Source organism: Streptomyces sp. NPDC050625, from assembly GCF_040654755.1.
In the GTDB taxonomy this organism is placed as follows: Bacteria; Actinomycetota; Actinomycetes; order Streptomycetales; family Streptomycetaceae; genus Streptomyces.
This window is the reverse complement of record NZ_JBFAIQ010000021.1, coordinates 110,962-135,656: the sequence shown is the minus strand read 5'-3', so window position 1 is coordinate 135,656 and position 24,695 is coordinate 110,962. Positions and strand designations below refer to the sequence as shown.

21 protein-coding genes are annotated in these 24,695 nt (G+C 69.5%); 12 read left to right on the top strand and 9 right to left on the bottom strand.

What is annotated here, in order from left to right; all coding sequences use genetic code 11:
• Positions 1-46: 46 nt before the first annotated feature.
• Positions 47-880 carry a mycofactocin-coupled SDR family oxidoreductase gene (locus tag AB0I54_RS34350; protein ID WP_363300162.1) on the bottom strand — a complete coding sequence of 278 codons (834 nt, stop codon included), beginning with the start codon at positions 878-880 and terminating at the stop codon, positions 47-49.
• A 65-nt stretch (positions 881-945) separates the two neighbouring features.
• Between AB0I54_RS34350 and AB0I54_RS34345 the strand changes: the two genes are divergently transcribed.
• From AB0I54_RS34345 to AB0I54_RS34335, 3 genes are all read left to right on the top strand, one after another.
• Positions 946-2,415, top strand: coding sequence for an NAD(P)/FAD-dependent oxidoreductase (locus AB0I54_RS34345; RefSeq protein ID WP_363300161.1), 1,470 nt, complete (start codon positions 946-948; stop codon positions 2,413-2,415).
• Positions 2,412-3,422 carry an alpha/beta hydrolase gene (locus tag AB0I54_RS34340; protein WP_363300160.1) on the top strand — a complete coding sequence of 337 codons (1,011 nt, stop codon included), beginning with the start codon at positions 2,412-2,414 and terminating at the stop codon, positions 3,420-3,422. Before AB0I54_RS34345 ends, AB0I54_RS34340 begins: the two co-directional genes overlap by 4 nt.
• A 229-nt stretch (positions 3,423-3,651) precedes the next feature.
• Complete coding sequence (locus AB0I54_RS34335; protein ID WP_363300159.1) at positions 3,652-4,494, top strand: SDR family NAD(P)-dependent oxidoreductase; 843 nt, start codon at positions 3,652-3,654, stop codon at positions 4,492-4,494.
• Here AB0I54_RS34335 and AB0I54_RS34330 read toward each other — a convergent pair.
• The gene (locus AB0I54_RS34330) at positions 4,431-4,949 is read right to left on the bottom strand and encodes an HtaA domain-containing protein (RefSeq protein ID WP_363300158.1); all 519 of its coding nucleotides are present in this window, start codon (positions 4,947-4,949) and stop codon (positions 4,431-4,433) included. The two genes, AB0I54_RS34335 and AB0I54_RS34330, sit on opposite strands and share 64 nt — an antisense overlap.
• A gap of 70 nt (positions 4,950-5,019) precedes the next feature.
• Between AB0I54_RS34330 and AB0I54_RS34325 the strand changes: the two genes are divergently transcribed.
• Positions 5,020-5,535 (top strand): hypothetical protein, encoded by a 516-nt coding sequence (locus AB0I54_RS34325; RefSeq protein ID WP_363300157.1) that lies wholly within the window; start codon positions 5,020-5,022, stop codon positions 5,533-5,535.
• On the opposite strand, the gene AB0I54_RS34320 is transcribed toward AB0I54_RS34325, so the two are convergent.
• On the bottom strand, positions 5,483-6,952 hold the full coding sequence (locus tag AB0I54_RS34320) for an MFS transporter (RefSeq protein WP_363300156.1): 1,470 nt from the start codon (positions 6,950-6,952) through the stop codon (positions 5,483-5,485). The genes AB0I54_RS34325 and AB0I54_RS34320 overlap by 53 nt on opposite strands.
• Before the next feature lie 70 nt (positions 6,953-7,022).
• On the opposite strand from AB0I54_RS34320, the gene AB0I54_RS34315 reads away from it, so the two are divergent.
• Genes AB0I54_RS34315 through AB0I54_RS34305 form a run of 3 tightly spaced genes read left to right on the top strand, consistent with a single transcriptional unit; the run spans position 7,023 to position 10,593 of the window.
• Positions 7,023-8,210 carry a CaiB/BaiF CoA-transferase family protein gene (locus AB0I54_RS34315; protein ID WP_363300155.1) on the top strand — a complete coding sequence of 396 codons (1,188 nt, stop codon included), beginning with the start codon at positions 7,023-7,025 and terminating at the stop codon, positions 8,208-8,210.
• Between the two features lie 27 nt (positions 8,211-8,237).
• The gene (locus AB0I54_RS34310) at positions 8,238-9,401 is read left to right on the top strand and encodes an acyl-CoA dehydrogenase family protein (protein WP_363300154.1); all 1,164 of its coding nucleotides are present in this window, start codon (positions 8,238-8,240) and stop codon (positions 9,399-9,401) included.
• Positions 9,402-9,405: 4 nt separating this feature from the next.
• Positions 9,406-10,593 carry an FAD-dependent oxidoreductase gene (locus tag AB0I54_RS34305; protein ID WP_363300153.1) on the top strand — a complete coding sequence of 396 codons (1,188 nt, stop codon included), beginning with the start codon at positions 9,406-9,408 and terminating at the stop codon, positions 10,591-10,593.
• A 58-nt stretch (positions 10,594-10,651) separates the two neighbouring features.
• Here AB0I54_RS34305 and AB0I54_RS34300 read toward each other — a convergent pair whose 3' ends face one another.
• From AB0I54_RS34300 to AB0I54_RS34280, 5 genes are all read right to left on the bottom strand, one after another.
• Positions 10,652-11,746, bottom strand: coding sequence for an NDMA-dependent alcohol dehydrogenase (locus AB0I54_RS34300; RefSeq protein WP_363300152.1), 1,095 nt, complete (start codon positions 11,744-11,746; stop codon positions 10,652-10,654).
• 27 nt (positions 11,747-11,773) lie between these two features.
• Positions 11,774-13,384, bottom strand: coding sequence for an NAD(P)/FAD-dependent oxidoreductase (locus tag AB0I54_RS34295; protein ID WP_363300151.1), 1,611 nt, complete (start codon positions 13,382-13,384; stop codon positions 11,774-11,776).
• Positions 13,385-13,480: 96 nt separating this feature from the next.
• Positions 13,481-14,737, bottom strand: coding sequence for a cytochrome P450 (locus tag AB0I54_RS34290; protein ID WP_363300150.1), 1,257 nt, complete (start codon positions 14,735-14,737; stop codon positions 13,481-13,483).
• Positions 14,734-15,981: a cytochrome P450 gene (locus AB0I54_RS34285; RefSeq protein ID WP_363300149.1), complete on the bottom strand. Its 1,248-nt coding sequence runs from the start codon at positions 15,979-15,981 to the stop codon at positions 14,734-14,736. The genes AB0I54_RS34290 and AB0I54_RS34285 overlap by 4 nt, the downstream gene beginning before the upstream one ends.
• Before the next feature lie 143 nt (positions 15,982-16,124).
• Entirely contained in the window at positions 16,125-16,484 is a 360-nt protein-coding gene (locus tag AB0I54_RS34280) for a hypothetical protein (RefSeq protein WP_363300148.1), read from the bottom strand.
• A gap of 131 nt (positions 16,485-16,615) precedes the next feature.
• On the opposite strand from AB0I54_RS34280, the gene AB0I54_RS34275 reads away from it, so the two are divergent.
• A complete protein-coding gene (locus AB0I54_RS34275) occupies positions 16,616-18,925 on the top strand; it encodes a LuxR C-terminal-related transcriptional regulator (RefSeq protein ID WP_363300147.1) in 2,310 nt (769 codons plus the stop codon).
• A 172-nt stretch (positions 18,926-19,097) separates the two neighbouring features.
• Positions 19,098-21,620 (top strand): CaiB/BaiF CoA-transferase family protein, encoded by a 2,523-nt coding sequence (locus AB0I54_RS34270; protein WP_363300146.1) that lies wholly within the window; start codon positions 19,098-19,100, stop codon positions 21,618-21,620.
• Positions 21,621-21,784: 164 nt separating this feature from the next.
• On the opposite strand, the gene AB0I54_RS34265 is transcribed toward AB0I54_RS34270, so the two are convergent.
• A complete protein-coding gene (locus tag AB0I54_RS34265; RefSeq protein ID WP_363300145.1) occupies positions 21,785-22,111 on the bottom strand; it encodes a hypothetical protein in 327 nt (108 codons plus the stop codon).
• Positions 22,112-22,251: 140 nt separating this feature from the next.
• Here AB0I54_RS34265 and AB0I54_RS34260 point away from each other — a divergent pair, with 140 nt between their 5' ends.
• The 3 genes from AB0I54_RS34260 to AB0I54_RS34250 are packed head-to-tail and all read left to right on the top strand — an operon-like array spanning position 22,252 to position 24,694.
• Positions 22,252-22,980 (top strand): carboxymuconolactone decarboxylase family protein, encoded by a 729-nt coding sequence (locus AB0I54_RS34260; RefSeq protein WP_363300144.1) that lies wholly within the window; start codon positions 22,252-22,254, stop codon positions 22,978-22,980.
• A gap of 30 nt (positions 22,981-23,010) precedes the next feature.
• A complete protein-coding gene (locus AB0I54_RS34255) occupies positions 23,011-23,598 on the top strand; it encodes a hypothetical protein (RefSeq protein WP_363300143.1) in 588 nt (195 codons plus the stop codon).
• Positions 23,599-23,647: 49 nt separating this feature from the next.
• Positions 23,648-24,694 carry an NADP-dependent oxidoreductase gene (locus tag AB0I54_RS34250; protein WP_363300142.1) on the top strand — a complete coding sequence of 349 codons (1,047 nt, stop codon included), beginning with the start codon at positions 23,648-23,650 and terminating at the stop codon, positions 24,692-24,694.
• Position 24,695: the final 1 nt, after the last annotated feature.

Genomic DNA, 24,695 nt, shown 5'->3' with positions numbered 1-24,695 from the left:
ACAACACTACGAGCATAACAAGCGAGCATTACAGGCGACCAGGGCGTCAAGCGATGCTGATCCCGGCGTCCACGGTCATCGCCAGGCCGGTGACATACCGGGACTCGTCCGAGGCGAGGAACACCACCGCGTGCGAGATCTCCACCGGATCGATCCACGGCACGGGCATCGCCATCCGCGACACCGAGGCGGCGGCGAAGTCGTCACGGCCAGGGTTCTCCAGGTCGGGCCGGGCTCGCCGGTACATGAACTCGTTGTGGATCATCGGGGTGTCGACCTGCGTCGGGTGGACGCTGTTGACGCGGATCATCTCCGGCCCCAGCTCGAGCGCCAGCGCCTTCATCAGCCCCACGAGGCCGGTCTTGCTCGCCACGTAGTGCGACGTCTGGCGGGAGGCTCGAAGTCCGGCGCTGGAACTGGCCAGGATGATCGATCCGGCGCCCCCGGAAGCCCTGAGGTGCGGCATCGCCACCCGGACGGTGCGCCAGACACCGGTCAGGTTGATGTCGATCGTGTCCATGAACGCGGCCTCGCTCATCCGGTCGAACGGTCCGACGGCGGTGAGCACCCCCGCGTTCGCCACGACGACGTCCAGCCGTCCGAGCTCGGCCACACCTGCGTCCACCGCCGACTGCAGCTGGTCCAGGCTGCGGACGTCGGCCTTGCGGGTCACGACCCGACGGCCGGCCTTCTCGACCAGCCGGCCGGTCTTGGCCAGCTCCTCCTCGGTGCCGCCCGGGTAGGCCATCTCCGGCACGTCCTCGCACAGGTCGACCGCGATGATGTCGGCCCCCTCCTCGGCCAGTCGAACCGCGTGCGCCCGTCCCTGCCCTCGCGCCGCACCAGTGATGAAGGCGACCTTGCCGCTGACACGTCCCATGTCCAGTTGCTACCTTTCTCTAGTTGTCCTTAAGCTATGTCAGTTCGTTAGCGAAGGGAATCGCCGTGCGTGTCCTCGTCATCGGAGCCGGCATCAGCGGGCTCGCCATGGGCGTGCGGCTGAAGCGGGCCGGGATCGACGACTTCCGGATCCTCGACGCCGAGGACGGCCTGGGCGGCACGTGGCGGGTGAACACCTATCCGGGCGCCGCCGTGGACATCGCCTCGACGATCTTCCAGTTCGGCTTCCGGACCCATCCCTGGCGGCGGACCCACGCCACTCAGGACGAGGTCCTCGAGTACTTGGAACAGGTGGCCAAGGAACAGGGGCTGGAGCCGCACCTCGTGTTCGGCGCCCGCGTCACCGAGGCGCGATGGGACGACCGTGGTCACGAGTGGTCGGTCACCACTGCTGCAGACGCGACCTATCGCGCCGATGTGCTGGTGAGCGCGGTGGGCCTGCTCAGCCACCCCAACGACCCGACCTGGCCGGGCCTGGCGGAGTTTCGTGGCCCGGTGATGCACACCCAGCAGTGGCAGCACGACGTCGACCTGAGCGGACGCCGTGTGGCGGTGGTGGGCGTCGGATCCTCGTCGGTGCAGATCGTGCCGGCCATCGCCCCGGTCGCCGAGTCGGTCCACGTCTTCATGCGTGAGCCAGGCTGGGTCCTGCCCAAGGGGGACCGGCGTTACGACGACTCCGAGCTTCGGCGTTGGGCTCGCCCTTGGTACCGCCGGCTGGTGCGCACGCGTGAGGTCGTCAAGAAGGAGTGGCACAATCTCACCGGCCGCCCCAGCTACCACGCCGGAAGCAAGCGCAATCACGCCATGGAGCAGCTCGCACGCGGCTACATCGAGACAACTTTCGCCGACCGGCCGGATCTGCGGGCGGCTGTCACTCCGGACTATCCGTTCGAGGGCAAGCGGGTGGTGCTCTCCAGCGACTACTACCCGGCCCTGCTCCGGGACGACGTCCACCTGGTTCCGCACCCGGTCGCCTCGCTCACCCCGACCGGCATCGTCGACGCCACCGGCGCGCACCACGAGGTCGACGTGGTCGTCACGGCCACGGGCTTCACGGCGGCCGACTACCTGGCCACCTACGACGTGTTCGGTCGGGGAGGCCGCCGGCTGCGCGAGACCTGGCGCGAAGGCGCCTTCGCACACGCCGGCGTCACCGTGCCCGGCTACCCGAACTTCTACCTGCTGTTCGGGCCCAACACCAATGGCTCCGGAGCCGTCAGCGTGTTCTGGAAGGCCGAGATGCAGTCCGCATGGGTGGTGGCCGACCTGCGGCGCATGACTCGCCGCGGCCTGAGCGCGGTCGACACCCGCGCGTGGGTGTGTGCCGCCTACAACGTGTGGATGCAACGGCGGTTGCGCCGCACGGTGTGGGCGACGTCGAACAACTACTTCAAGCATTCGTCCGGCCGGAACGTCACCCAGTTCGACGGGAGCATCACGCTGCAGTGGCTGATCCTCAAGCTCGGGCGGCCGCTCGGGACGTATGCACTCCGGCGTAAGGAGGCTCGATGACCGGGTGGCGTGACCTGCTCGACCCCGAGTTCGCGGACGTGCTCGAACGGCTCCCGGCAGTGGACTTCGTGAACTACGAGAAGTTCCGGGCGGACTCGGACGCGACAAGTGCGGCTCGGGCGGCTCAGGTGGACACCACAGGACTCACGGTCGAGGACCGAGAGGTCGTTTCGGAAGGTGCCAGTGCCCGAATCCGTCTCTACCGGCCCAACGGGGCAGGGGTACGGCCGGCATTGCTCCATCTCCACGGTGGTGGCTTCGTCAGCGGCTCCCCGGACACGAGCCACGCGCGCATGACCGAACTGGCCGCCGACTTGGGCGTGGTGGTGGCGTCGGTCGACTACCGGCGGGCGCCGGAGCATCCATACCCGGCTCCGCTGGAGGATTGTGCGACGGCTCTGCGGTGGCTCCTCGAGGCGGCGGACACCCTCGGAGTGGATCGTGACCGAGTGGCGGTTCACGGGGTGAGCGCGGGAGGCGCCCTGGCGGCCGCCCTGGCCCTCAAGGCTCGCAGCGACCTGTGCTTCCAGTTCCTCTCGGTCCCCATTACCGACGACCGGCTTGCCACTTTGAGCATGCGTCGATTCGAGGACACCCCGATCTGGACCCGCGCCGTCGGGCAGGTGAGCTGGCGGCACTACCTGGGGGCGTTGACGCCCGGGGCGGATGACGTCCCCGTGCTCGCGGCGCCCGGAAGGGCCGGTCCGGACGAGCTGCGTGGTCTGCCTCCGGCCTATGTGGCGGTGATGGAACTCGACCCTCTCGCCGACGAGGGCCTGGCCTACGCGGCCGCGTTGTCCGAGGCCGGTGTACCGGTGGAGGTACACCGCTTCCCGGGTGCTTTTCACGCCGCGTTCAGCTCCGCCCCCGGGGCCTCGGTGTCCCGGCGCTACCTGGCCGAGGAGACCGCGGTTCTGGCCCGGGCCCTTCGGGTGCACCTCCCTGAAAGAGCGGGGCCGGTCAAGTACCGGTGGCTGTCCGATTCTGCTTGTGACGGGCCTGGTTGAGGACGTGCTCGGGCATGGACGCCCGCGGGCTGGCGGGCAACTTCCTGTTCTCCACCGGGCCGCACCCCTTCATGAACCGTCACACCTACAACCACCTGGACATTCCCATGCGTGGATGCACCGTCGCTGTGGACGGCCGCAGGTCGTGGACAACGGCGTCCTGCTCGAACTCGACTCCTGAGCGGCTCGCTGGGCCGCCCCATTCCACCCGGACTGATTGGACATCCAAATGACTCTGAGCAGCTTCGACGGTATTACCGCCGTAGTCACGGGGGCCGCCCACGGCATCGGACAGGCCTTGGTCCGGCAGCTCGCGAGCCAGGGCGCCGGAGTTGTCGCGGTGGACGTCCGGGGCGACGACATCGAAGCGCTGGTTCGCGAGTTGACGGACATGGGTCACCGGTCGCTCGCCGTCACCTGCGACGTCAGTTGCCGCAGTGAGGTCGCCGACCTCGGACGCGCGGTGGCGCAATGGGCACCGGAGGGAGTCCAGCTCCTTTGCAACAACGCCGGCGTCTTCACACCGCGCCACACGCTGACAGCGACGCACGAGGACTGGCAGTGGGTGCTCGGCGTCTGCCTCTGGGGGACGATCCACGGCATCGAGGAGTTCCTTCCCGGCATGGTCGCCTCGGGCCGGGCGGCCCATGTGCTCAACACCGCCTCGATGAACGGGTACGTGCCGAACCGGGTCAGCGCGCTCTACTCGACGGCCAAGTACGGAGTCGTCGGGCTGAGCGACACGCTTCGCCTGGAGCTGGCCGGGACCCAGGTGGGTGTGACCGTGCTGGCGCCGTCGGCGGTGAGCACGAACATCGGGAACTCCGAAGAGGTCCGGTCGTCCCGGTTCGCGCGCACCCGAGAGGATCCCCCCGACGATCCCTTCGCCGACTACGGGTTGAGTGCCCCTCTGAGCCCGGACACCGTCGCCGCGCTCGCTCTCGACGGAGTCCGGGCCGGTCGCGATGTGGTGTTCACCGACCCCGTGGTGGCACGGATGCTCGACGATCAGCTCGCCCGGCTCAAGGGGAGCTGGACCACCAGAGGTTCGAACGGTTCACCTTCGGCGTAGACGTCGTTGAACAGCGCGACGCCTTCGGCCGTCAGGGCAACGTCGTCGCTGCCCCAGACCTCGGTGCCGTCCTGGGCGCCGAGACGCTGAAGAGTGCCCGTCACCAGCGGGACGCGCGGCGCGTCCTCCCGGGCCTGCGGATCCTCGATGCTCAGGACCACGCTGCTCCCGTCGATCTCCAGCCAGGGGTTGGCGACGCGGACGAAAAGCATTCCGAAGTGCCCACTGAATCGGACGTCGCCACGGAATGCCCACACCCCGGCGCCGCTCCTCCCGGAGTCGTGCTCGTAGAAGAGGTCCCCGGCCCCGACGGGGACCGCGCCGTCACCGACCGACCCCTTGCCGTCGGGCATCCGGCGGACGTAGTCCACGAAGGACCTCTTCACTCCCCACCGCAGGCCGTGCACAAGCCCCTGACGCTCTTCCTCGCCACGCTCTTCCTTGCCGGCTTCCATGGATGCTCCTCTAATCGTGCTCGGCTATCATGTTGGCACGACCACTGACGGCCCGGGAAGGCTTATTGGGATGGCGCGCGATCGTACGGCCAGAGCCCGCATCAAGCAGTACCTCGTGCAGCACGGTCCGCTCGCGGACGGGCACGGCCTGGCCACCAAGGTGCTCAAGGAAGCGGTCGGCTACGAGGGCTCCCCGGTAGCCTTCATCCAGCTCCTCGCGGCCATGGAGCGTGACGGCGAACTGGTCCGGGAGATCCGAGGCAAACGGACCTACCGGATCACCGCGGTCGACCTCCCCGACGGCTTGGGCGAGCCTTCCTCGGGAGTCCTGGAGACCCCGGCCGGCCGGTTGCAGGTCGACTACGACGTGCTGGCCCGGCACCTGCTTCGTGAGCTGGCGGGGAGCGGGACGCCCGCCGTCATCCAGGAACTGACGGCCGAGCAGCAGCGGATCGCGGCCGAGCGTGACGACTATGCGCGTCGTCTCGTGCTGGCGCGGGCCAGGCTGGAGGAGTTGCGAGCCCAGGCAGGGATCACCCCGGCTCAGGGTGCGTCGTCGTCGGCCCGGCCAGACCCGCGTCGCTGACCACCGGGTCCGGTTCCGGACCCGGAGTCCGAGCGCCGTCGTGGGGGATCAGCAAGGCCGCCCCGGCGGAGAGCGCCATGGCTGCCGCCAGCACGACGAAGGCGGCGACGTAACCCACCCCGTCGAGACCGGCCGATCCCGCGTACGCCGTCAGGATGGCTGCCGTGGCGGCCGCTCCGAGTGAGCCACCGAGCGTCCTGATGTTCGTGTTCACGCCGTTCGCCACTCCGGTCTGACCAGCAGGCACCGAGGCCACGACCACGGCCGCGACGGTGGAAAGGATCAACCCGTTGCCGATGCCCTGAACGACGCACCAGCCGGAGATCAGCCACCACTCGCCGTTCCAGGCGGCCATTCCGACGAAGGACGCGCTGCTGATCAGGCCTCCCGCGACGAGCAGGCTGCGGGAGGAGAACAGCCGGTAGAGCCGACCGGTGCACAGGCTGGTGAGGAAGGCCGCGAGCGCGATGGGCGACATCAGCAGGCCGACTTCCGAGAGACTCGCACCGATCCCGACGCCGCTGTCCGGCGGTGCCTGGATCAGCCGCGGGAGCCCGGCTGCGCACCCGAACAGCCCGACCCCGGCGAGGAAGGCCACCAGGTTCGCGGTCCAGACTCCTCGAAGACGCATCATGCGCAGGTCCACGAATGGCACCCGCGCCCGCCGCTCCTGATCAGACCATGCCAGGCCGAGGATGAGACCTGCGCCGGCAAGGGCCAGGACCATCGGGGACGTCCATCCCAGGAAGCTGCTCCGGCTGATCGCCAGCAACGTGCAGACCAGGGCGCCGGCGAAGAGGACCACCGGCAGGACGCCGAACCGACCGTCGCCCGGAGTTCGGGAACCGGACGGCGGCAGCACCAGCAGCACGCCGACCAGGGCGACCACCGCCAAGCCCATCGGGAGGAGGAACAGCGCCGTCCGCCCCATCTCGACCAGGATCGGGCCGGCCAGCACGATCCCGACCGAGAAGGCGATGGAACCCACCGTCGCGAGGATCGCCGCTCCGTAGCCGAGTCGCTCCGGGGGCACTGCCGCACGCAGCGCCGAGAAGGCAACCGGGACGGCGCCGCCGCTGATCCCCTGCACGACCCGCATGGCGATCTGCCACCCGATGGTGGTCGCCAGGGCGGAGCCGAGGCAGCCGAGCGCAAGCACCAGGAGCACCACAGCGAGGATCCGGCGTTGCCCGTAGCTGTCGCCGAGCCGTCCGAGCAGGGGAGTCGCCACGCCTGAGGAGAGCAGGAAGCCGGTGATCAGCCAGGTCGCCGTGACCTGGTCGGTGCCGTAGTCGGCCTGGAGTCCCGACAGCACGGGAACGACGACGGACTGCGGCAGGTTCACCGCGATCACGACGAGCGCGAGCACAGGGAAGACCGCACGGGAGCGGGACCGTGGGTCAGTGGTCCTGAGCAAGACTCCTCCAATGGTTTGAGTGAGCTACTGCACCACAGTAAGACCACAATAGTGATGTAGTGTTGCAGTCATGCTCGACACTCGACCGCTCGATGGCGTCACAGTAATCAGCCTGGAACAAGCCGTGGCGGCTCCCTTCGCGACACGACAACTGGCCGATCTCGGCGCCCGGGTGATCAAGATCGAACGACCCGGAGGCGGCGACTTCGCCCGCGGGTACGACCGAGCCGTCCACGGGCTGTCCAGCTACTTCGTCTGGCTCAACCGCGGCAAGGAGTCCCTCACCCTCGACGTCAAGGCGCCCGAGGGCAAAGAGGTGTTGCGAGACCTGCTCGCCCGGGCCGATGTCTTCGTACACAATCTGGGCCCGGGCGCGGTGGACCGGCTCGGCTTCGGCGTCGACGCACTGGCCGCGCTCAATCCGAGCCTGATCGGCTGCGCCGTCAACGGATACGGAAGCACCGGGTCGTGGGCCGACCGAAAGGCCTACGACCTGCTCATGCAGTGTCAGACCGGCCTGGTCTCGATCACGGGTGTCCCGGACTCGGGAGCACGGGTCGGCATCTCCGTGGCTGACATCGCGGCCGGGATGTACGCCTTCTCGGGCGTGCTCACGGCGCTGCTGGCCCGAGCCACGACCGGCGCGGTCCAGCCGGTCGAGGTCTCGCTGTTCGACTCGCTGGCCGAGTGGATGAGCCAGCCGGCCTACTACACGGAGTTCACCGGGGCCCAGCCGCCTCGAATCGGCACTCACCACGCCACCATCGCGCCGTACGGCGCCTACAGGGCCATGGACGGGCGTGAGGTCCTGTTCTCGATCCAGAACGACGTCGAGTGGCGGGCGCTCTGCGCGAAGTTCCTCGACGATCCCGCACTGGCCGATGACCCCAGGTTCCGCACCGGTGCCGACCGTGTCGCGCACCGTGTCGAGCTCGACGGGTACATCGCCGATGCCTTCGCCCGGCGCACCAGCGAGGAGGTGGCCGAGCGCCTGGACCAGTTGCGTATCGCCAACGCGCCGATCAACCAGGTCGCCGACTTCCTGGAGCATCCTGTGCTGCGGGAGCGGGACCGGTGGCGCACGGTTCAGGCTCCCGGTGGGGAGTTCCAGGCGCTGCTGCCCCCGATCGGGCTGGCCGGGACCGAGCCGGTGATGGGAAACGTACCCGACCTGGGCCAGCACACCGACGCTCTGCTCGCCGAGCTCGGCCATGGCCCCGATGCGATCGCCCGCCTGCACGGCGCCGGCGTTGTCTGAACCGAGCCGTCAGGAGGAGAAGGACTCATGGGTCACCTGGAAGCACTCGACGAGCATGAGCGCGCCGTCGTCAGCACCGTCGCCGACTTCGTCGACAAGCAGGTCAAGCCGGTGGTGCAGCAGCTGGAGCACGACAACGTCTACCCCGAGGCGCTGATCGAGCAGATGAAGGAGCTCGGCATCTACGGGCTCGCGGTGCCTGAGGAGTACGGCGGCGTCGCGGTCAGCATGCAGTGCTACGTCCTGGTCACCGAGGAGCTGGCCCGTGGCTGGATGAGTCTGGCCGGCGCGATGGGCGGCCACACGGTGGTCTGCAAGCTCCTCAACCAGTTCGGTACACAGGAGCAGAAGGACACCTGGCTCCCGCGCCTGGCCACGGGGGAGGTCCGGGCGACGATGGCGCTCACCGAACCGCAAGGCGGATCCGACCTGCAGGCGCTGCGGACGAGCGCCAAGGAGGTCGACGGCGAGTACCGCGTCAACGGCGCCAAGACCTGGATCAGCAACGCCCGCCGGGCCGGGCTGACCGCGTTGCTGTGCAAGACCGACCCGACCGCGCAGCCGGCCTCGAAGGGCATCTCGGTGCTGCTCGTCGAGCCCGGGGAGGGGATGGCCGTCTCGCGGGACCTTCCCAAGCTCGGCTACAAGGGCGTCGAGAGCTGCGAGGTGGTCTTCGACGACTATCGGGCTCCGCTGGGCAACATCCTGGGAGGCGTGCCCGGCGTCGGGTTCGCACAGATGATGAAGGGCCTGGAGACGGGTCGGTTGCAGGTTGCGGCGCGGGCGCTCGGTGTCGGTCGGGCGGCTTACGAGGACGCCTTGTCCTATGCGCAGACGCGCGAGTCCTTCGGCAAGCCGATCTGGAAGCACCAGTCGGTCGGGAACCTGCTGGCCGACATGGCCACCAGCCTGGAGGCCGCGCGTCAGTTGACGCTCTATGCGGCGCGTGAGTTCGACGCCGGCCGCCGGGTCGACATGGAGGCGGGGATGGCCAAGCTGTTCGCGTCCGAGACGGCGATGAAGATCGCCCTCGACGCCGTGCGCGTGCACGGCGGATACGGCTACTCGACCGAGTACGACGTCGAGCGCTACTTCCGTGACGCGCCCCTGATGATCGTCGGCGAGGGCACCAATGAGATCCAGCGCAACGTGATCGTGGGCCAGCTGGTCTCACGGGCGCGAAAGGGCTGAGGCGATGGTCGCCGACGACGCTGGAATCGTCGTGGTCGGGGCCGGCCTGGCCGGCCTGCGCACGGCTGAAGGGCTGCGCCGTCACGGGTGGGAGGGTCTCGTGACCATCGTGGGCGACGAGGTCCACATGCCGTACACGCGTCCGCCGCTGTCGAAGAAGCTGCTGCTGGAGGGCGGTGACCACGCCGGCGTCGAACTACGCCGGCGCGACTCCGGACATCCTTTGCAGTGGCGGCTGGGACGTCGGGCCGTCGCCTCCGACCTCGACGGGCGCTCCGTCACCCTCGACGACGGGACCGTGCTCCGTTACCAAGGGCTGGTGGCCGCCACCGGTGTCCGCGCGCGGCGCCTGCCGGAATCCCTCGGCGGCCCCAGGGCCGTACTGCGCACGCTGGACGATGCCCAGGCGCTCACCGGACGACTGCGTCCGGGCGCCCGGGTGGTCGTGATCGGTGCTGGGTTCATCGGCTGCGAGGTGGCGGGTACCGCGCTCTCCCGCGGCTGCGCCGTCTCGGTGGTGGCGATCGACGAGCTGCCCATGGTTGCTCCGCTCGGGCCGCTCGTCGGCGCAGAGCTGCGGCGTCGGCACATCGCCGCCGGTGTGAACTTCCATCTCGGCACCGGCATCATCTCGGTCGACGAGGGTGGCGTCGTGCTGTCGGACGGCACCCGGCTCGAGGCCGACGTCGTCGTCGAAGCGATCGGGTCGCAGCCGGCCACCGAATGGCTCGCCGGTAACGGACTCGACCTGGCCGACGGCGTCGTCTGCGACGAGTTCCTCCGGCTCGGCGGCCGCAGGGGCACGGTCGCCGTCGGTGACGTCGCGCGTTTCCCCAACGCGCTCTACGACGCGACGCCTCGGCGCATCGAGCACTGGCAGGTCGCAGTCGACACCAGCTTGTACGCCGCGGCCTCACTGGTCGGCGACCTCACCGGCCGTCCTGCGGAGAAGCCGTTCGGCACCGTGCCCACGTTCTGGTCCGATCAGGCCTCCGTGAGCATCCGTGCCCTGGGCCAACCCGCCCTGGCCACCGATGTCGAGGTGCTGGAAGGAGATCTCTCCGGTGAGGCCGCGATCGGCTACCGGAGGGACGGCCGGCTGGTCGGCGTCCTCCTCCTGGGCCTGCCGAAGCGGATGGGCTTCTACTTGAAGCGACTCACCGACGACCTGGCCGCCGCTCCCACCCACTGAACCGAACTCACCGAGAAGGGCCCGGCGGTCACCGCCGGGCCCTTCTCCGTGCCGTGGTTCAGAACTCGATGACGCCGCGGATGTTCTTGCCCGCGTGCATGTCGGCGTAGCCCTCGTTGATCTGGTCCAGGGTGTAGGTCCTGGTGATCAGCTCGTCGAGCTTCAGGTGGCCCTGTCGGTAGAGGTCGAGCAGGCGCGGGATGTCCCGGTGCACCTGGACGCCACCGTAGACGTTGCCGCGCAGGGTCTTCTGGCTCAGCGTGAACAGCGCGAGGTTGAGGTCGACGGTGGTGGAGGCGAACGGCGAGACCGACGTGACCACCGTGGTGCCCGCCGGGCCGGTGAGGTCGACGATCTGCCCCAGCTTGCTGGCGTCGCCGACGCCCACCGAGAGGATCGCCGCGTCAGCCATGCGGCCGTCGGTGTTTTCGGCCAGCAGTTCCTTGGCCTCCTCGACGGTGGCGACCGCGTGGGTGGCGCCGAACTCCAGGGCCTTCTGACGCTTCAGCTCGACGGTGTCGACCGCGACGATGAGGTTGGCGCCGGCGTTCTTGGCGCCCTGCACGGAGTTGATGCCGACTCCGCCGCTGCCGATCACCACGACGTTGTCGCCGGGCTCGACCTCAGCCAGGTGGACGGCCGCGCCCCAACCGGTGGTGACGGCACAGCCGAGCAGGGAGGCCACGTTGAACGGGATGTCCTTGCCCATCTTCACGACACAGCGCTCGGAGATGACCGTGACGTCGGCGAAGGTGCCCAGGTCGCCGGTGGCGGCGATCTCCTGGCCGCGGGCCTTGAACGGCTTGGTGGCGCCGTAGTCCTGCAGCGCGCCGTTGAGGCAGAGGTTGGACCGCCCGCGGGCGCAGTTGCGGCAGTAGCCGCAGGGCGGCTGGAAGATCAGGACGACGTGGTCGCCGGGCGCCACGCGGGTGACGCCGGGCCCGACCGCCTCGACGACGCCGGCACCTTCGTGCCCGCCGACCAGGGGGAGCGGGGTCGGCATGTCGCCGGTGACCGCGTGGTCGTCGGAGTGGCACAGGCCGGTCGCGTGGATCTTGACCTGCACCTGCCCGAAACCGGGCTTCGCGAGCTCGACGTCCTCGACGCTCCACTTCTCCCCGATGCCCCACAGGATCGCTGCTCTGGTGCTCAAATGCCTCTCCATTCGTCGTTGATCGGATCAGGATGAGAACTTGAAGCCGCGGTAGCCGTCGTCGGTGGCCGACTTGACCCGCTCGCGGTACTGGGGGAGGCCTCCGGCATAGAGCAGGTAGGCGCGCTTGCGGCCCGGCACGTTGGACCCGAACGCCCAGGACTCGGCGGTCTCCTGCATCGTGCCGACGATCCCGGCGTTGACGTGGTCGATCCACTCGTCCTCGGCGGCCTCGGTGGGCTCCACGACGGTCTCGCCGCGCTCCTGCATCCCGGCCACCGTGGCGGTCACCCAGTCGGCCTGGAAATCCGTGGCCCGGGGGATCACACCGGTGACGCTCTGCGGTCCGCCGACCAGGAACAGGTTGGGGAAGCCGGCCACGGTGAGGCCGAGATAGGTGCGCGGGCCCGCCTCCCAGTGGTCGCGCAGGGCCAGCCCGTCGCGACCGCGGATGTCGATGCGGTTGTAGGAGCCGACCACCGCCTCGAAGCCGGTGGCGAAGACGATGACGTCCACGTCGTAGTGACCGTGGACGGTCTCGATCCCGGTCTCGGTGAACCGGACGATCGGCTCCTCGCCGGTGGAGACCAGCGAGACGTGGGGCTCGTTGAAGACCTCGTAGTAGCCGTTCTCCAGCGGCGGCCGCTTCTGCCCGAAGCCGTGGTCCTTCGGGATCAGTCGCTCCGCCAGCTCGGGGTCGTGGACCCGGGCCCGGATCCGCTCGGCGATGTAGGCGGTGACGTTGTCGTTGGCCCGCTTGTCCACGGACACGTCGCGGAAGTTGCCCAGCGCCATGACCAGGCCGGGGGAGTCGTAGAGACGGTCGAAATGGGCCCGCCGCTGGTCGGCCGTCAGCTCCAGCGAGGACTCCGGCATCGGCCGGTGCATCGAGCCGGACGGCGACAGCTGGGTGGCGTCCCAGATCTCCCCGATCCGGCTCCGGATGTCGGCCATCCGCTCCGGGGTGATCGCGAAGTTGTTGATGGGCGTGCACCAGTTGGGGCTCCGCTGGAACACCACCAGCTGCTCGGCGTCCTTGGCCACCAGCGGGACGATCTGGACCCCGCTGGAGCCGGTGCCGATCACCGCCACCTTCTTGTCGGCGAAGTCGATGCCCTCGTCCGGCCAGAGCCCGGTGTGGGCCCACTCGCCGCGGAAGTCCTCCAGCCCCGGGGCGCTGGGGAAGGCCGGCGCGGACAGGATCCCGAGCGCGGTGACGAGATGGCGGGGCTTCCAGACGTCACCGGAGGACGTCGTCACCGTCCACCGTTCTGCCTCGCTGTCCCACTCGGCCGAGACCACCCGCTGATCGAAGGTGATCAGCCGGCGAAGGTCGAACCGGTCCACGACGTGGTTGAGGTAGCGCTCGGTCTCCGGCTGACCGGCGTACTCCTCGCTCCAGTCCCATTCCTCGATCAGTTCGGGGGAGAAGAAGTAGCCGTAGGTGTAGCTCTCGGAGTCGAAGCGAGCACCGGGGTAGCGGTTCCAGAACCAGACGCCGCCCACCCCCGTACCCGCTTCGACCATCCGCACGTCCACGCCCTGCTGGTTCAGCGTGTAGAGCTGATAGATGCCGGAGATGCCGGCCCCCACGACCAGGGCATCCAGCGTGGTGACGGCGGACTGCGACTTCGACACGGAGGTTCTCCTGCACTGGCACCAATGTTGCTTTAGTGTTCTTGCTGTTGCGCAATTATGTTAGCACCATAAGAGGAAACTCTGTGGCGGAGTCGCTCAGGACTGCTCGCGAGGTCCGGGGGCGAACCGCAGATGGACGTCCTCGATGCCCCAGGCCAGCCCGAGGTGCTCCTTGGGGGCGGGGGCGTGGGGGTCGAGCTCGAACCGTGGGATCCGCCGGCGCAGCTCGGCATAGGCGATCTTCAGCTCCAGCCGGGCCAGGTGCAGGCCGACGCAGCGGTGCGGTCCCACCCCGAAGGCGAGGTGCGGCTTGGGCGGCCGGTCGAACACGACCTCGTCCGGATCCGAGAAGTACTTCGGGTCACGGTTGGCCGCGGCCAACGGGGCGTGGATCCGGTCGCCCCGGGGGATGTCGACCCCCTGGAACCGCACTGCGTCGTCGGTGACCGTGCGCGTGGGCACGGGCGGTGTCGCCCAGCGCAGAAGCTCCTCGACGGCCGGCTCGAGCGTTTCCGGGCCCTCGAACATCCGGTCCCACTGCTCCGGGTGCCGAGCGAAGTAGACCGCCGTTTGCGAGAGCACGCTCTGCACCGTGTCGAGCCCGGCCGTCATCATCAGGACGAAGAAGTCGAACAGCTCGTTGTCGTCCATCCGGCGGCCGTCGATCTCGGCGTCGAGCATCACCGAGGTGACGTCGTCCTTGCGCGGAGCGGCCCGCCACTGCGGGATCTTCTCCAGCATGTACGCGTTGAACTCGACGTGCGCCTGGCCCCGGGCGGCCGCGTTCTCCTCCATCGAGCCGCCACTGACGCCGTGCAACAGGATCGACGTCCACCGGTTCATCTTCTCGAGGTCCTCCAACGGCCAGCCCATGATGGCCAGGACTGTGGCCCCCGGGAAGGGAAGCGCGAAGCGCTGGACGAAGTCGCAGCGACCGTCCTCGATGAAGTCGTCGATGAACCGGTTGGCCTGCTCTCGCAGGTGGTCCTCGAGCAACCCGACCTTCTTGGGCGCGAACTGAGGGTCCAGGTAGCGCCGGTACTGCCGGTGCTCCGAGCCGTCGATCTCGATCGGGATCATCGCCTGGCGGGTGCCCACCGCGTTGGTGCCGTCCGGTTCGTTGGGGAAGCTGACCACGCCCCGGTTGTTCAGCCGCAGCAGCTCGGAGACGTCGTCGTACTCGGTGAGGACCCAGCAGCCGTTGCCCCGGCCGGACCAGCTCAACGGCAGCTCGGCCCGCCGTCGGGCCAGGTCGTCCAACTGGGTCTGAATCGGCACGTCGGCGTACGGGTCGTAGTCCCGGCGCAGCCGCTCGCGCGTGTTCTGGATCGGCTCCCCGGCCGGGGCGGTCACGACAGCTCTCGCGGCCCAGGAGTGAAGCGCAGGTGGACGTCGTTGACGCCCCAGGCCAGACCGAGGTGCTCGTGCGGGGCGGGTGCGTCGGGGTCGAGTTCGAACCGGGGGATCCGGCGGTGCAGCTCCTCGAACGCGATCCGCAGCTCCAGCCGGGCCAGGTGCAGCCCGACGCATCGGTGGCTACCGACGCCGAAGGCCAGGTGCGGCTTGGCCGGGCGGTCGAAGATCACCTCATCCGGGTCGGGGTAGTACTTCGGATCGCGGTTGGCCGAGCCCAGCGGCGCGTGCACCCGCTCGCCCTTGGGAATCTTGATGCCGCGGATCTCCAGGTACTCGTCCGTGATCGTGCGGGTCGGGACCGGCGGGGTGGCCCAGCGCAGCAGCTCCTCCACCGCGGCCGGCACCTGCTCCGCGTCCTCGAACATGCGGTCCCACTGGTCCGGGTGCTGCGCGAAGTAGCGCGCGCAGCGGGCCAGGACGCTCTGCACCGTGTCCAGACCAGCCATCATCATCAGCACGGAGAAGTCGAAGAGCTGGTCATCGGTGAGCTTCTGACCGCCGATCTCGGCGTCGAGCATGACCGACATGACGTCGTCCGTGCGAGGGGCGGCCCGCCACTGCGGGATCTTCTCCGCCATGTAGGCGGCGAACTCCTGCTGCGTTCGGCCGCGGGCGGCGTTGTTCTCCTCCTCGGTGCCCCCGGGGACACCATGCAGCAGGACGTCGGCCCAGCCGTTCATCTTTTCGAGGTCCTCGGCCGGCCAACCCATGATGGCCAGGACGGTCGCGCCCGGGAACGGCAGCGCGAACATCTTGACGAAGTCCACCCTGCCGTCCTCGATGAAGGCGTCGATCAGGCGGTTGCACTGCTCGCGCAGGTGGTCCTCGAGCTCGGCGACCTTCTTGGGGGCGAACTGCGGGTCGAGCACCTGGCGGACCTGACGGTGCTCAGGACCGTCGAGTTCGATCGGGATCTGGGCTTCGCGCGCCCCGGAGAGATTCAGCCCGTCGGGCTCGTTGGGGAAGCTGATCACACCGCGGTTGTTGCGGCGCAGCAGATCGGAGACGTCGTCGTAATCGGTCAGCACCCAGCAGCCGTTGCCGCGGGCGGAGTAGCTGACCGGCTTGTCGGTCCGGCGGTCGGCCAGCTCGGCGAGCTGCTCGTCGATGGACCTGTCGGCGTAGGGGTCGTAGTCACGTCGGTAACGGGCCCGCAGGTCGTCGAGGGCGAGGTCGGTCATCGGACTCCCAATCTTGTTACCAATATGGATTGAACCTCATTGGAAGCATAGTGACGCACCACACGCAACACGACAAGAAGGGGAGTCGACTCGCCCCGGATGCCCCGAGGTGATGAGACCGTCGGCCACCGCGGACTCGCGGCTCAGTGGTCGCCGTCCTGGAGCCTCGTGAGCGCGCGCTCGATGAGCATCCAGGTCACGACGTCTTCGCCCATGGAGGAGTTGAGCAGAGCACGCAACGTCCGGATGCCGGCATGGCCCAGGGCGTCGGTCACCAACCGGGCGGCCTCGTCCAGAAAGGCACTGAAGGCCTCCCAGGCGATGTCGTCGCCGCACAGGGCCTCCCCCGGGGTCGGCACGATGGCGGCGACCCGCATCACCAGGTCGGCCGGGCCGGATAGGGCGTGGTGCGGGGAGGCCGAAGGGGCGTAGCTACGGCCGGAGGGGGAACGGTGGGTGTGGCGTCGGCCGTGTCCGCCGTCGAGCCGGGTGCGACAGGTCATCTGCAGTCCTCCACGTCGTCGTGTCGGTGTGACCGCCCACACTCCGAGGGGGGACGACGTAGCGCATGCGTAGAATTGCCGAAATTGACTACGCATGTGACCCCGGTCACGCAGAGGCAAGGTAGCGGACGATGGCGCGCAACGAGCTGGGCGGGCGGGAGCAGTTGCCCGCGGACGTCACCAGCCTGATCGGGCGCCAGGCCGAAGCGGCCGAGGTCAAGCAACTGCTCACCCGCTCCCGCCTCGTCACGTTGACCGGCCCGGGCGGCGTCGGAAAGACGCGATTGGCCCTGCACGTGGCCCGGACCCTGCGGAGGGCCTTCCCGGACGGCGCCACGATGGTCCCGCTGGCCGATCTCTCCCAGCCGGATCTGCTCGCCCCCAGCGTGCTCACCCGGATCGACCCGGGCCGGAGCCCGGGCGGGGACGTGGAGGTTCTGGCCGCCCGCATCGGCACCGCCCGTGTCCTGCTGGTGCTGGACAACTGCGAGCATCTGGCCGAGCCGGTCGCGGTGTTCGTGGCCCGGCTGCTGAGCCGGTGCCCGCACATCCACGTCCTCGCCACCAGCCGGGAGGCGCTGCGGATCGACGCAGAGGCGCTCTACCGGGTGCCGCCGCTGGCCCTGCCGGCCGTGGGGGCCGGGATCCCGCCCGGCGCCGCCGCCGGTTACGACGGGGTCGCGCTCTTCCTGGAGCGGGCCGTGGCGCTCAACGAGGAGGTCGCGGCCGGGCGGGTGGACGAGAGCGTGATCGTGGAGCTGTGCCGTCGGCTGGACGGCCTGCCGCTGGCCATCGAGCTGGCTGCGGCCGGGAGCCGGTGGCAGTCGGTCGAGTCGATGCTGACTCACCCGGTGCCGGACCTGCCGGCGCCCCGCTCGGCCCCACAGCGCCACACCACGATGCGCGCGAACCTCGACTACAGCTATGAGCTCTGCACCTCCGAGGCCCGCGTGCTCTGGACTCGGTTCTCCCTGTTCCGGGGCGGCGCGACGTTGGACGCGGTGACGTCGGTCTGCGCCGGGCCGGGGCTGCCGCCCGAAGCCGTCACCCCCGCCCTGTTCGAGCTGGTCGAGAAGTCCGTGGTGATCCTCGACGGCTCGCGGTACACGATGCTCGAGACCATCCGGCGCTATGGCACCCGGAAGCTGGAGGAGTCCGGCGAGGCGGACGCGGTCCGCCGGGCCCATCTGAACCGGTGCGCCGACCTGGCCGAACGTGTGCGGCTGGGCTGGTTCGGTCCGCACCAACGGGAGCTGCACGCGCAGGTGCTGAGCGAGCACGCGAACGTCCGGGCCGCGCTGGAGACATCGCTGGGCGATCCGGCCACCGCTCGCACCGGGCTGCGGTTGGCCGTCGCGTTGTTCCCCTTCTGGATCGGCTCCGGCGTCCCTGGTGAAGGCCGTCGCTGGCTGAGCCGGCTGCTGGACGTCGAGGACGGGTCGGCCCCCGAGCGGGCTCAGGCGCTGTGGACGCACGGCTTCCTGAGCGCCGTCGACGGTGACATTCCGGCCGCACGGGAGCTTCTGGCCGAGGGCCGGAGTCTGGCCGAGCGAATAGGGGACGAGGAGAGTGCCGCGCACGCCCGTTGCGCGATGGGCGTGGCCGAGCTGTTCGACGGCCGCGTGGATGCGGCGATCGATCACCTGGAGGCGGGGATCGCCCAGGAGCGGGGCCGCCCGGACAGCGTCCCGTTCCTCGCCGACGCCCTGATCAATCTGGGCCTCGCCTACTGTTACCGGGGCGATCTGGGCCGAGCGGAAGGGGTGCTGGCAGAAGCCACACGGCTGTGCGCCGCCCGCGGCGAGGAGTTGCTGTTCTCCTGGGCACTGCTCTTCCGCGCGCTCGGGGCGCTGCTGTCCAGCCGCGCCGGCGAGGCGGAGGAGCTGGCTCGGGAGGCCCTGCGCCGCAAGCGCGATCTGGTCAACCTGCAGGGCGTGGTCTGGGCGGTCGAGCTGCTGGCCTGGGCGGCCATGGACGGCGGCCAAGCCCGGCATGGCGCCCTTCTGCTGGAGGCGGGCGAGGCCCGGGCCGAGGACTTCGGGCCCGCTTACCACGGTTTCCCGGGAATGCGGGAGTGGCACGAGCACTACGCGCTGCAGGCCCGGGACAAGCTGGGCAAGGAGCACGCCGCCGTTTCCGCCCGCGGCAGGGAGATGACCCTGGGTGAGCTTGTGGCCGAGGCGCTGGGGGAGGTCGAGGCCGTCCCGGCGGCCGGTGCGCCGGCCGGGGACTCAGTCCTGCACGACCTGCCACTGACCCCACGGGAGCGCCAGATCGCGGAGCTGCTGGCCACCGGGAAGACCAACCGGGAGATCGCCGCCGCGCTGGTGATCGCGCTGCGGACGGTCGACACGCACGTCCAGCGGATCCTCACCAAGCTGGACTTCACCTCGCGCAGCCAGGTGGTGGCCCTGGTCGCCCGCGGAGTCCGCGGACGCTGAGTGGCAAACATTATAGTAACTCGTCAAAGTAGTCGGTGCGGCTCGGCGACCCACTGGCCCGTGTGTGCTCCGTGACCTTGAACATCGCTCGTCAGCGTGGCAAGGCCTTAATGGTACTACAACCAAGCTCACAGTTGTGTTTTAGTTCTGAACGTCTTATCGTCCTCTCATCATGAGTGCGCCATCGGAAGTCCCGAACACCCAGCCGTCCACGCCTCTTTCCGGACTGCGGGTCCTCGATCTTTGTCGCGTCGTCTCCGGTCCCTTCGGCTCGCTCCTGCTGGCCGATCTCGGTGCGGAGGTGATCCGTGTCGAGTCGTTGCCGAACGGTGAGCCGAGAGGGGAGATCGACCCGACCCGCCTCAGCGAGGACGAGGCCTTCAATTGGGGTCTGTCGCGCAACAAGCACTCGGTGAGCCTGAACCTGAAGACCGACGAGGGCCGCGACCTGTTCCACCGGCTGGTGGCGGAAGCGGACGTCGTCGTCGACAATTTCCGGCCAGGCGTCACCAAGCGGCTCGGGATCGACCGGGAGTCGTTGCTGCCGTTCAACCCGTCGATCATCACCTGCTCGCTGACCGGCTTCGGCGGTGACGGGCCATGGGCCACGATGCCCGCGTACGACCCGATCGTGCAGGCCATGTGCGGCACGATGAACTACACCCGGCTGAACCCGGATCGCCCCCCGGTGCGCTGGGGCATTCCGATCGGGGACCTTTTCGCCGGTGTCTTCAGCGCGATCGGTGTCACCGGAGCGGTGATCCACCGCGACCGGACGGGGGCGGGCCAGCACATCGACGTCTCGATGCTCGACGTCATGCTCGCCCTCAACACCTACCGGGTGCCGCAGGCCCTGACCTTCGGCCAGGAGCCGCTGCCGTCGCCGTTCGAAGGCGGCCAGGGCACCGTGCCCTTCGGCAACTTCGAGTGCTCCGAGGGCTGGGTCGCGATCTGCATCAGTCAGCGGATGTGGCCTGCCGCGGCCCGGATCATGGAGCGGCCGGACCTGCTGACCGACGATCGGTTCAGCACCGGGCCGGCGCGGCACGCCCACCGTGAGGAACTCGTCGAGCTCCTGCAGGGGGTGTTTCGCACCCGCACCGCGGACTGGTGGCAGGAGCACCTCATGGAGGCCGGCGTCGTGTGCGGCAAGGTCACCCGTGTCGCCGACGTCTTCAAGCACCCGCAGGTACGAGCCCGCGGCATGTCGGTGGAGGTCACCGACGAGTTCGGCCGCACCGCCACCGTCGCGGGCGACGCCCTCAAGTTCAGCGACTCCACCACCTGGCGGGCCCCCCGGCAGACCGGGGCGGACACTGCGATGGTGCTCGGCTCGCTGCTGGGACTCGACGCGGCGGAGTTGGGGCGCCTCGCCTCGGCCGGCGTGATCCACTGCGGCGACGACCGTGGTGCTGTGCCGCTGGTCGAGCGCTGGGCGCCCGAAGCCGAGGTGGACGTCTCCCGTCAGGTCGGGCGGGCCCTGGAGGGCACGATCGTCCTGGAGATGAACGGCGACGAGCCCAGCAAGGGCTTCGCCGCCCAGCTCCTGGCCGACCTGGGGGCCGACGTGATCCGCGTCGAGCGGCCGTTCGGCCAGGTGATGGAGCCCTACCCGGACGTGGTCCGCGAGGCGTCGTTCCGGGCCGGCTTGAACCGGGGCAAGCGCAGCGTCGTCGCCGACCTGAAGACCGCCGAGGGACGCCAGTTCCTGCTCGGTCTGGCCTCTCGGGCCGACGTCATGCTCGACAACTACCGGCCGGGAGTGCTCCACCGGCTCGGCCTGGACTTCGAGTCGCTGCAGAGCAAGAACGACCAGCTCGTCCAGACCTCGATCACCGGGTTCGGCCACACCGGGCCGTGGAGCGCCTTCCCTGCCTTCGACAACGCTATTCAGGCGCTCGGTGGTGGCATGAGCATCACCGTCGACCACACCAGCCCGGACGTCCCGATCCGCTGGGGCAACCCGATCGGCGGCCTGACCGGCGCGCTGTTCGCCGCGCTGGGCACGTTGGGCGCCTTGCGGCTGCGCTCGCTGCGGGGGTACGGCCAGCGCCTGGACGTCAGCCTGCTGGACGCCCAGGTGGCCCTGCTCTCGTACCGGGCGCCGCAAGCGGTCACCGTGGGCAAGGAGTTCCTCCCCGAGCCACGGCGGGGCGGCAGCGGTTCGCTGCCGTTCGGGGTGTTCCGCACCGCCGACGACCGCTGGTTCACGATCTGCATCACTCAGCAGTTCTGGGCCCGGTTCTGCCAGGCCGCGGACCACCCCGAGTGGATCGACGACCCCCGGTTCGCCACCGAGCCGTTGCGGCGGGAGCACGAGGAAGCCCTTTACGCGGCGGTCGAACCGAGCTTCCTGACGCGGTCGGCGGCCGAGTGGGAGGCGCTGTTCTTCTCGCTCAAACTGCCGGGGGCCATGGTGTTGTCGGTCAACGAGGCCTTCTCGCACCCTCAGGCGGTGGCCCGGGGAATGCGGATCCGGATCTCCGACCCGGACGTGGCCGCAGGCATCGAAGTGGCCGACGCGGCCGTGAAGTTCGGGGCCGCCCCGGAGTCGGCCCCGGTCAGCGCGCCCATCCCGGGCGGCGACACCGCCCTTGTGGCGGCCGAGTTCGGCCTCGACGCGCCCGCAGTGGACGTCAAGGCTCCGTCGCAGCGGTGGAACGACGCCGCCCGGGAGTCCGACGCCACCGTCTGATCCGCCACTGACCGAGCCCGGTTCCGCCGACGGCGGGACCGGGCTTCGTCGTTCGGGTGGTGAATGTGAAGGCGTTCACATCGATGAAGATCAATGTCAAGCGATGCTATTGACGAACCGGTGGAAGGAGCTGCGTTGCCGCGTGGGTCAGGAAGACCCGGCGATCAGGCGTTGGCGAGGCCGGCGTCGCATTCGGTCATTGCGGTGGCGAGAAGGTCCGCGCAGTGGATGCCGTCCTCGTGGGCAAGGTGCGCGGCCAGGGCCAGGAGCGACGTGCCGTCCAGGCGGCCGGTCACGGGGGAGAGCACCAGCGGCGCGGCCTGCGGTCGCGTCATGAGCGTGGCGTCGTCCAGCAGGCGCTGCAGGCGGCGCGCGGTGGAGAGGACGAGGTCCTCCCAGGCCAGGTAGCCGAAGCTGTCATGCGCCGCAGGTGGTTCGGGCAACAGTTCGGCTGCCCGCCGGGCAACCGCCATCGCAATCTCGTCGGCCACGTCGCCTCCCGGGATGTAGCTGTAACGGCCGTCACACACGCTATGGCGCTCCATGGATGAACGTCAAGCGATGCCATTGACAACTTTCCAGCGAACCTTCATGCTGTGGGAATACGTTGCGAGGGGGTAGGTGATCACCGATGAGCACGGTCGTCCGGCGGTCGGGTCACCTCTCCCGTCACATGCGTACCGCCGAGGTGCTGGAAACGCTGGATCCCGGGTTCGCCGCCGCCACCGAGGCTCTGGTCGGCCACCCCTACCGGGGTGGCGTCCTGGCGCCGGCGGTGCGCGCCTTGGTGGTACTCGCGGTCGAGTCGGTGATCCCGGAGGCCGACGAACCCCGGATAGAGGCGGCCGTGGATGCCGCGCTCGCCGACGGCGCCACCCCTGCGGAAATCTTGTGCACCTTCGAGATCGCCTGCTCGATCGGTCTGCACACGGTCTCCGTCGGCCTTCCCGTCCTGCTGGAGGAGATGGAGCGGGCCGGGCTCGCCCTGCCCGAGGAGACCCCTCGCCACCGTGAACTTCAGCAGCGACTGGAGACCACCGGTCCCCGGCCGCGTGCGCTCAACCCGATCTACGCCGGCATCCTGCGGATGGACCCGGGGTACTTCGAAGCCCGGGTGCGGTTCATCGACCTGCCGTGGGAACGCGAGGACGTGCTCGACCCGCAGGTGAAGCATCTGCTGTCGATCGCGATCGACGCGGTCAGCCCTCAGCACTACGTGGACGGGCTTCGCAAGCACCTTCGGGAGGCGCTGGCGATCGGCGTCACCCCGGAGGCCGTTCTCGAAGTGCTCCAGCTGGCCTCGGTGACCGGACTGAGAACGCTCGACGTCGGACTGGAGGTACTCGCCCGGAAGTCGTGAGACAAGTCGCCCTCCTCTCGATGTGTTATCGTGCTGCAATCAGGCGATGTGTCACTGGAGGACGAGATGGTTCGGGACCGCACCGCACGCTTGCGTATCCGCCAGTTCCTGGCCACGTCGGGCCCTGTCGTGGACCCGTCCGGGTACGCCACGGGAGTGCTGAAGGACGCCATCGGCTATTCCGGTAGCTCGGTCGCGTTCATCCAACTCATCGCAACGATGGACCGTGAGGGCGAGATCGCGCGGGAGATTCGCGGCAAGCGGACGTACAAGATCGAGGGGTTGGGCGTGCCGCCCACGCCCTCGGCCGGCGCGCTCGCCCCGGCCGAGCCGGCCGGCGCGAAGGCCACCGTCGCCGTCCCCGGTCAGCCGTCCATCGAGATCGATTACAAGTTGCTTGCCCAGGCCTTGATCCGCGAGCTGCTCGTGACGACCGCGGCGGCGCAGGAGGCCCAGGCCGCCGTGTCCTCGGTGGACGAGGACAAGCTCCAGGCCGAGCGTGACGAGTACGCCCGCCGGCTGGAGCTGGCACGCGCCCAGCTCGACGAGTTGCTGGGCCAGCCGATCAGCGTCGGCCTGCGCGGCGACGACGCGGCGGCCGGGCGCACCACCGACTGACACCCGGGTCACGGTCCGCCGCCCCGGACACCGAGAGAGGCGGAGCACCGTGGACCGGACCGTCCCGAGCACCCAGCAGCGCGTCACCCTGGTCGCCCGCCCGCAGGGGGCGCCACGCCTTTCCGACTTCGCGATGAGCGCCGGCCCTGTGCCCACCCCGGCCGACGGCGAGGTGCTGGTCCGGACCGTCTACTTGTCTCTGGACCCTTACCTGCGGGGCCGGATGGGCTCATCGGCCACGCACTCCTCCTCGACGCCGGTGGTGCCGCTGGGCGGGGTGATGGAGGGCGGGACGGTCGGCGAGGTGGTGCTCTCGGCAGCCGACGGGTTCGGGCCGGGCGACCTGGTGGCCGGGAATTCCGGCTGGCAGGAGTACGCCGTACAGCCCGCCACGGCGCTGCGCCGGCTCGACCCCGTGCAGGCCCCGGTCTCGACCGCCCTGGGCATCCTGGGGATGCCCGGCCTGACCGGCTGGACCGGCCTCGTCGAGATCGGGAGACCCCAGGCGGGGGAGACCGTCGTGGTCGCTGCGGCGACCGGCGTCGTCGGGTCCCTGGTCGGGCAGATCGCGAGGCGGCGGGGCGCCCGGGCGGTCGGCATCGCGGGTGGGCCGGGGAAGGTCGCCTGGCTGCGCGACGCCGGCTTCGACGCCGCCGTCGACCATCGGGCGCCCGACTTCGCCGAGCAACTCGCCGCGGCCACCCCGGACGGCATCGACGTCTATTTCGAGAACGTCGGCGGAAAGGTCTGGGACGAGGTGTGGCCGCGGTTGAACCGCCACGCACGGGTTCCGGTCTGCGGGGTCGCGTCGGCCTACAGCGCCACCGGCCGGAGTACCGGCGGCGACATGTCCGCACTCCTGTCGCACCTCGTGACGCGGAGCATCACGATCCGCGGCTTCGTCTTCCACGAGTTCGCCCACCTGCGGCCGCAGTTCGAGGCCGAGGTGTCGGCCGGCCTCCGCGCCGGCGAGCTGGTGCATCACGAGGAGGTCGTGACCGGGCTGGACCGGGCCTCGGCCGCGTTCCTCGGGATGCTGGCCGGCGAGCACCTGGGCAAGCGCCTGGTGCGGGTGGGGGCGGATCCCACCCTCTGAG

What these genes read in the sequence shown, in the direction of transcription:
- AB0I54_RS34275 (WP_363300147.1), top strand. Translation starts at nt 16,616, where the DNA reads ATGGCGCGCAACGAGCTGGGCGGGCGGGAGCAGTTGCCCGCGGACGTC.
- AB0I54_RS34305 (WP_363300153.1), top strand. Translation starts at nt 9,406, where the DNA reads ATGGTCGCCGACGACGCTGGAATCGTCGTGGTCGGGGCCGGCCTGGCC.
- AB0I54_RS34340 (WP_363300160.1), top strand. Translation starts at nt 2,412, where the DNA reads ATGACCGGGTGGCGTGACCTGCTCGACCCCGAGTTCGCGGACGTGCTC.
- AB0I54_RS34270 (WP_363300146.1), top strand. Translation starts at nt 19,098, where the DNA reads ATGAGTGCGCCATCGGAAGTCCCGAACACCCAGCCGTCCACGCCTCTT.
- AB0I54_RS34280 (WP_363300148.1), bottom strand. Translation starts at nt 16,484, where the DNA reads ATGACCTGTCGCACCCGGCTCGACGGCGGACACGGCCGACGCCACACC.
- AB0I54_RS34260 (WP_363300144.1), top strand. Translation starts at nt 22,252, where the DNA reads ATGAGCACGGTCGTCCGGCGGTCGGGTCACCTCTCCCGTCACATGCGT.
- AB0I54_RS34285 (WP_363300149.1), bottom strand. Translation starts at nt 15,981, where the DNA reads ATGACCGACCTCGCCCTCGACGACCTGCGGGCCCGTTACCGACGTGAC.
- AB0I54_RS34310 (WP_363300154.1), top strand. Translation starts at nt 8,238, where the DNA reads ATGGGTCACCTGGAAGCACTCGACGAGCATGAGCGCGCCGTCGTCAGC.
- AB0I54_RS34325 (WP_363300157.1), top strand. Translation starts at nt 5,020, where the DNA reads ATGGCGCGCGATCGTACGGCCAGAGCCCGCATCAAGCAGTACCTCGTG.
- AB0I54_RS34350 (WP_363300162.1), bottom strand. Translation starts at nt 880, where the DNA reads ATGGGACGTGTCAGCGGCAAGGTCGCCTTCATCACTGGTGCGGCGCGA.
- AB0I54_RS34330 (WP_363300158.1), bottom strand. Translation starts at nt 4,949, where the DNA reads ATGGAAGCCGGCAAGGAAGAGCGTGGCGAGGAAGAGCGTCAGGGGCTT.
- AB0I54_RS34315 (WP_363300155.1), top strand. Translation starts at nt 7,023, where the DNA reads ATGCTCGACACTCGACCGCTCGATGGCGTCACAGTAATCAGCCTGGAA.
- AB0I54_RS34335 (WP_363300159.1), top strand. Translation starts at nt 3,652, where the DNA reads ATGACTCTGAGCAGCTTCGACGGTATTACCGCCGTAGTCACGGGGGCC.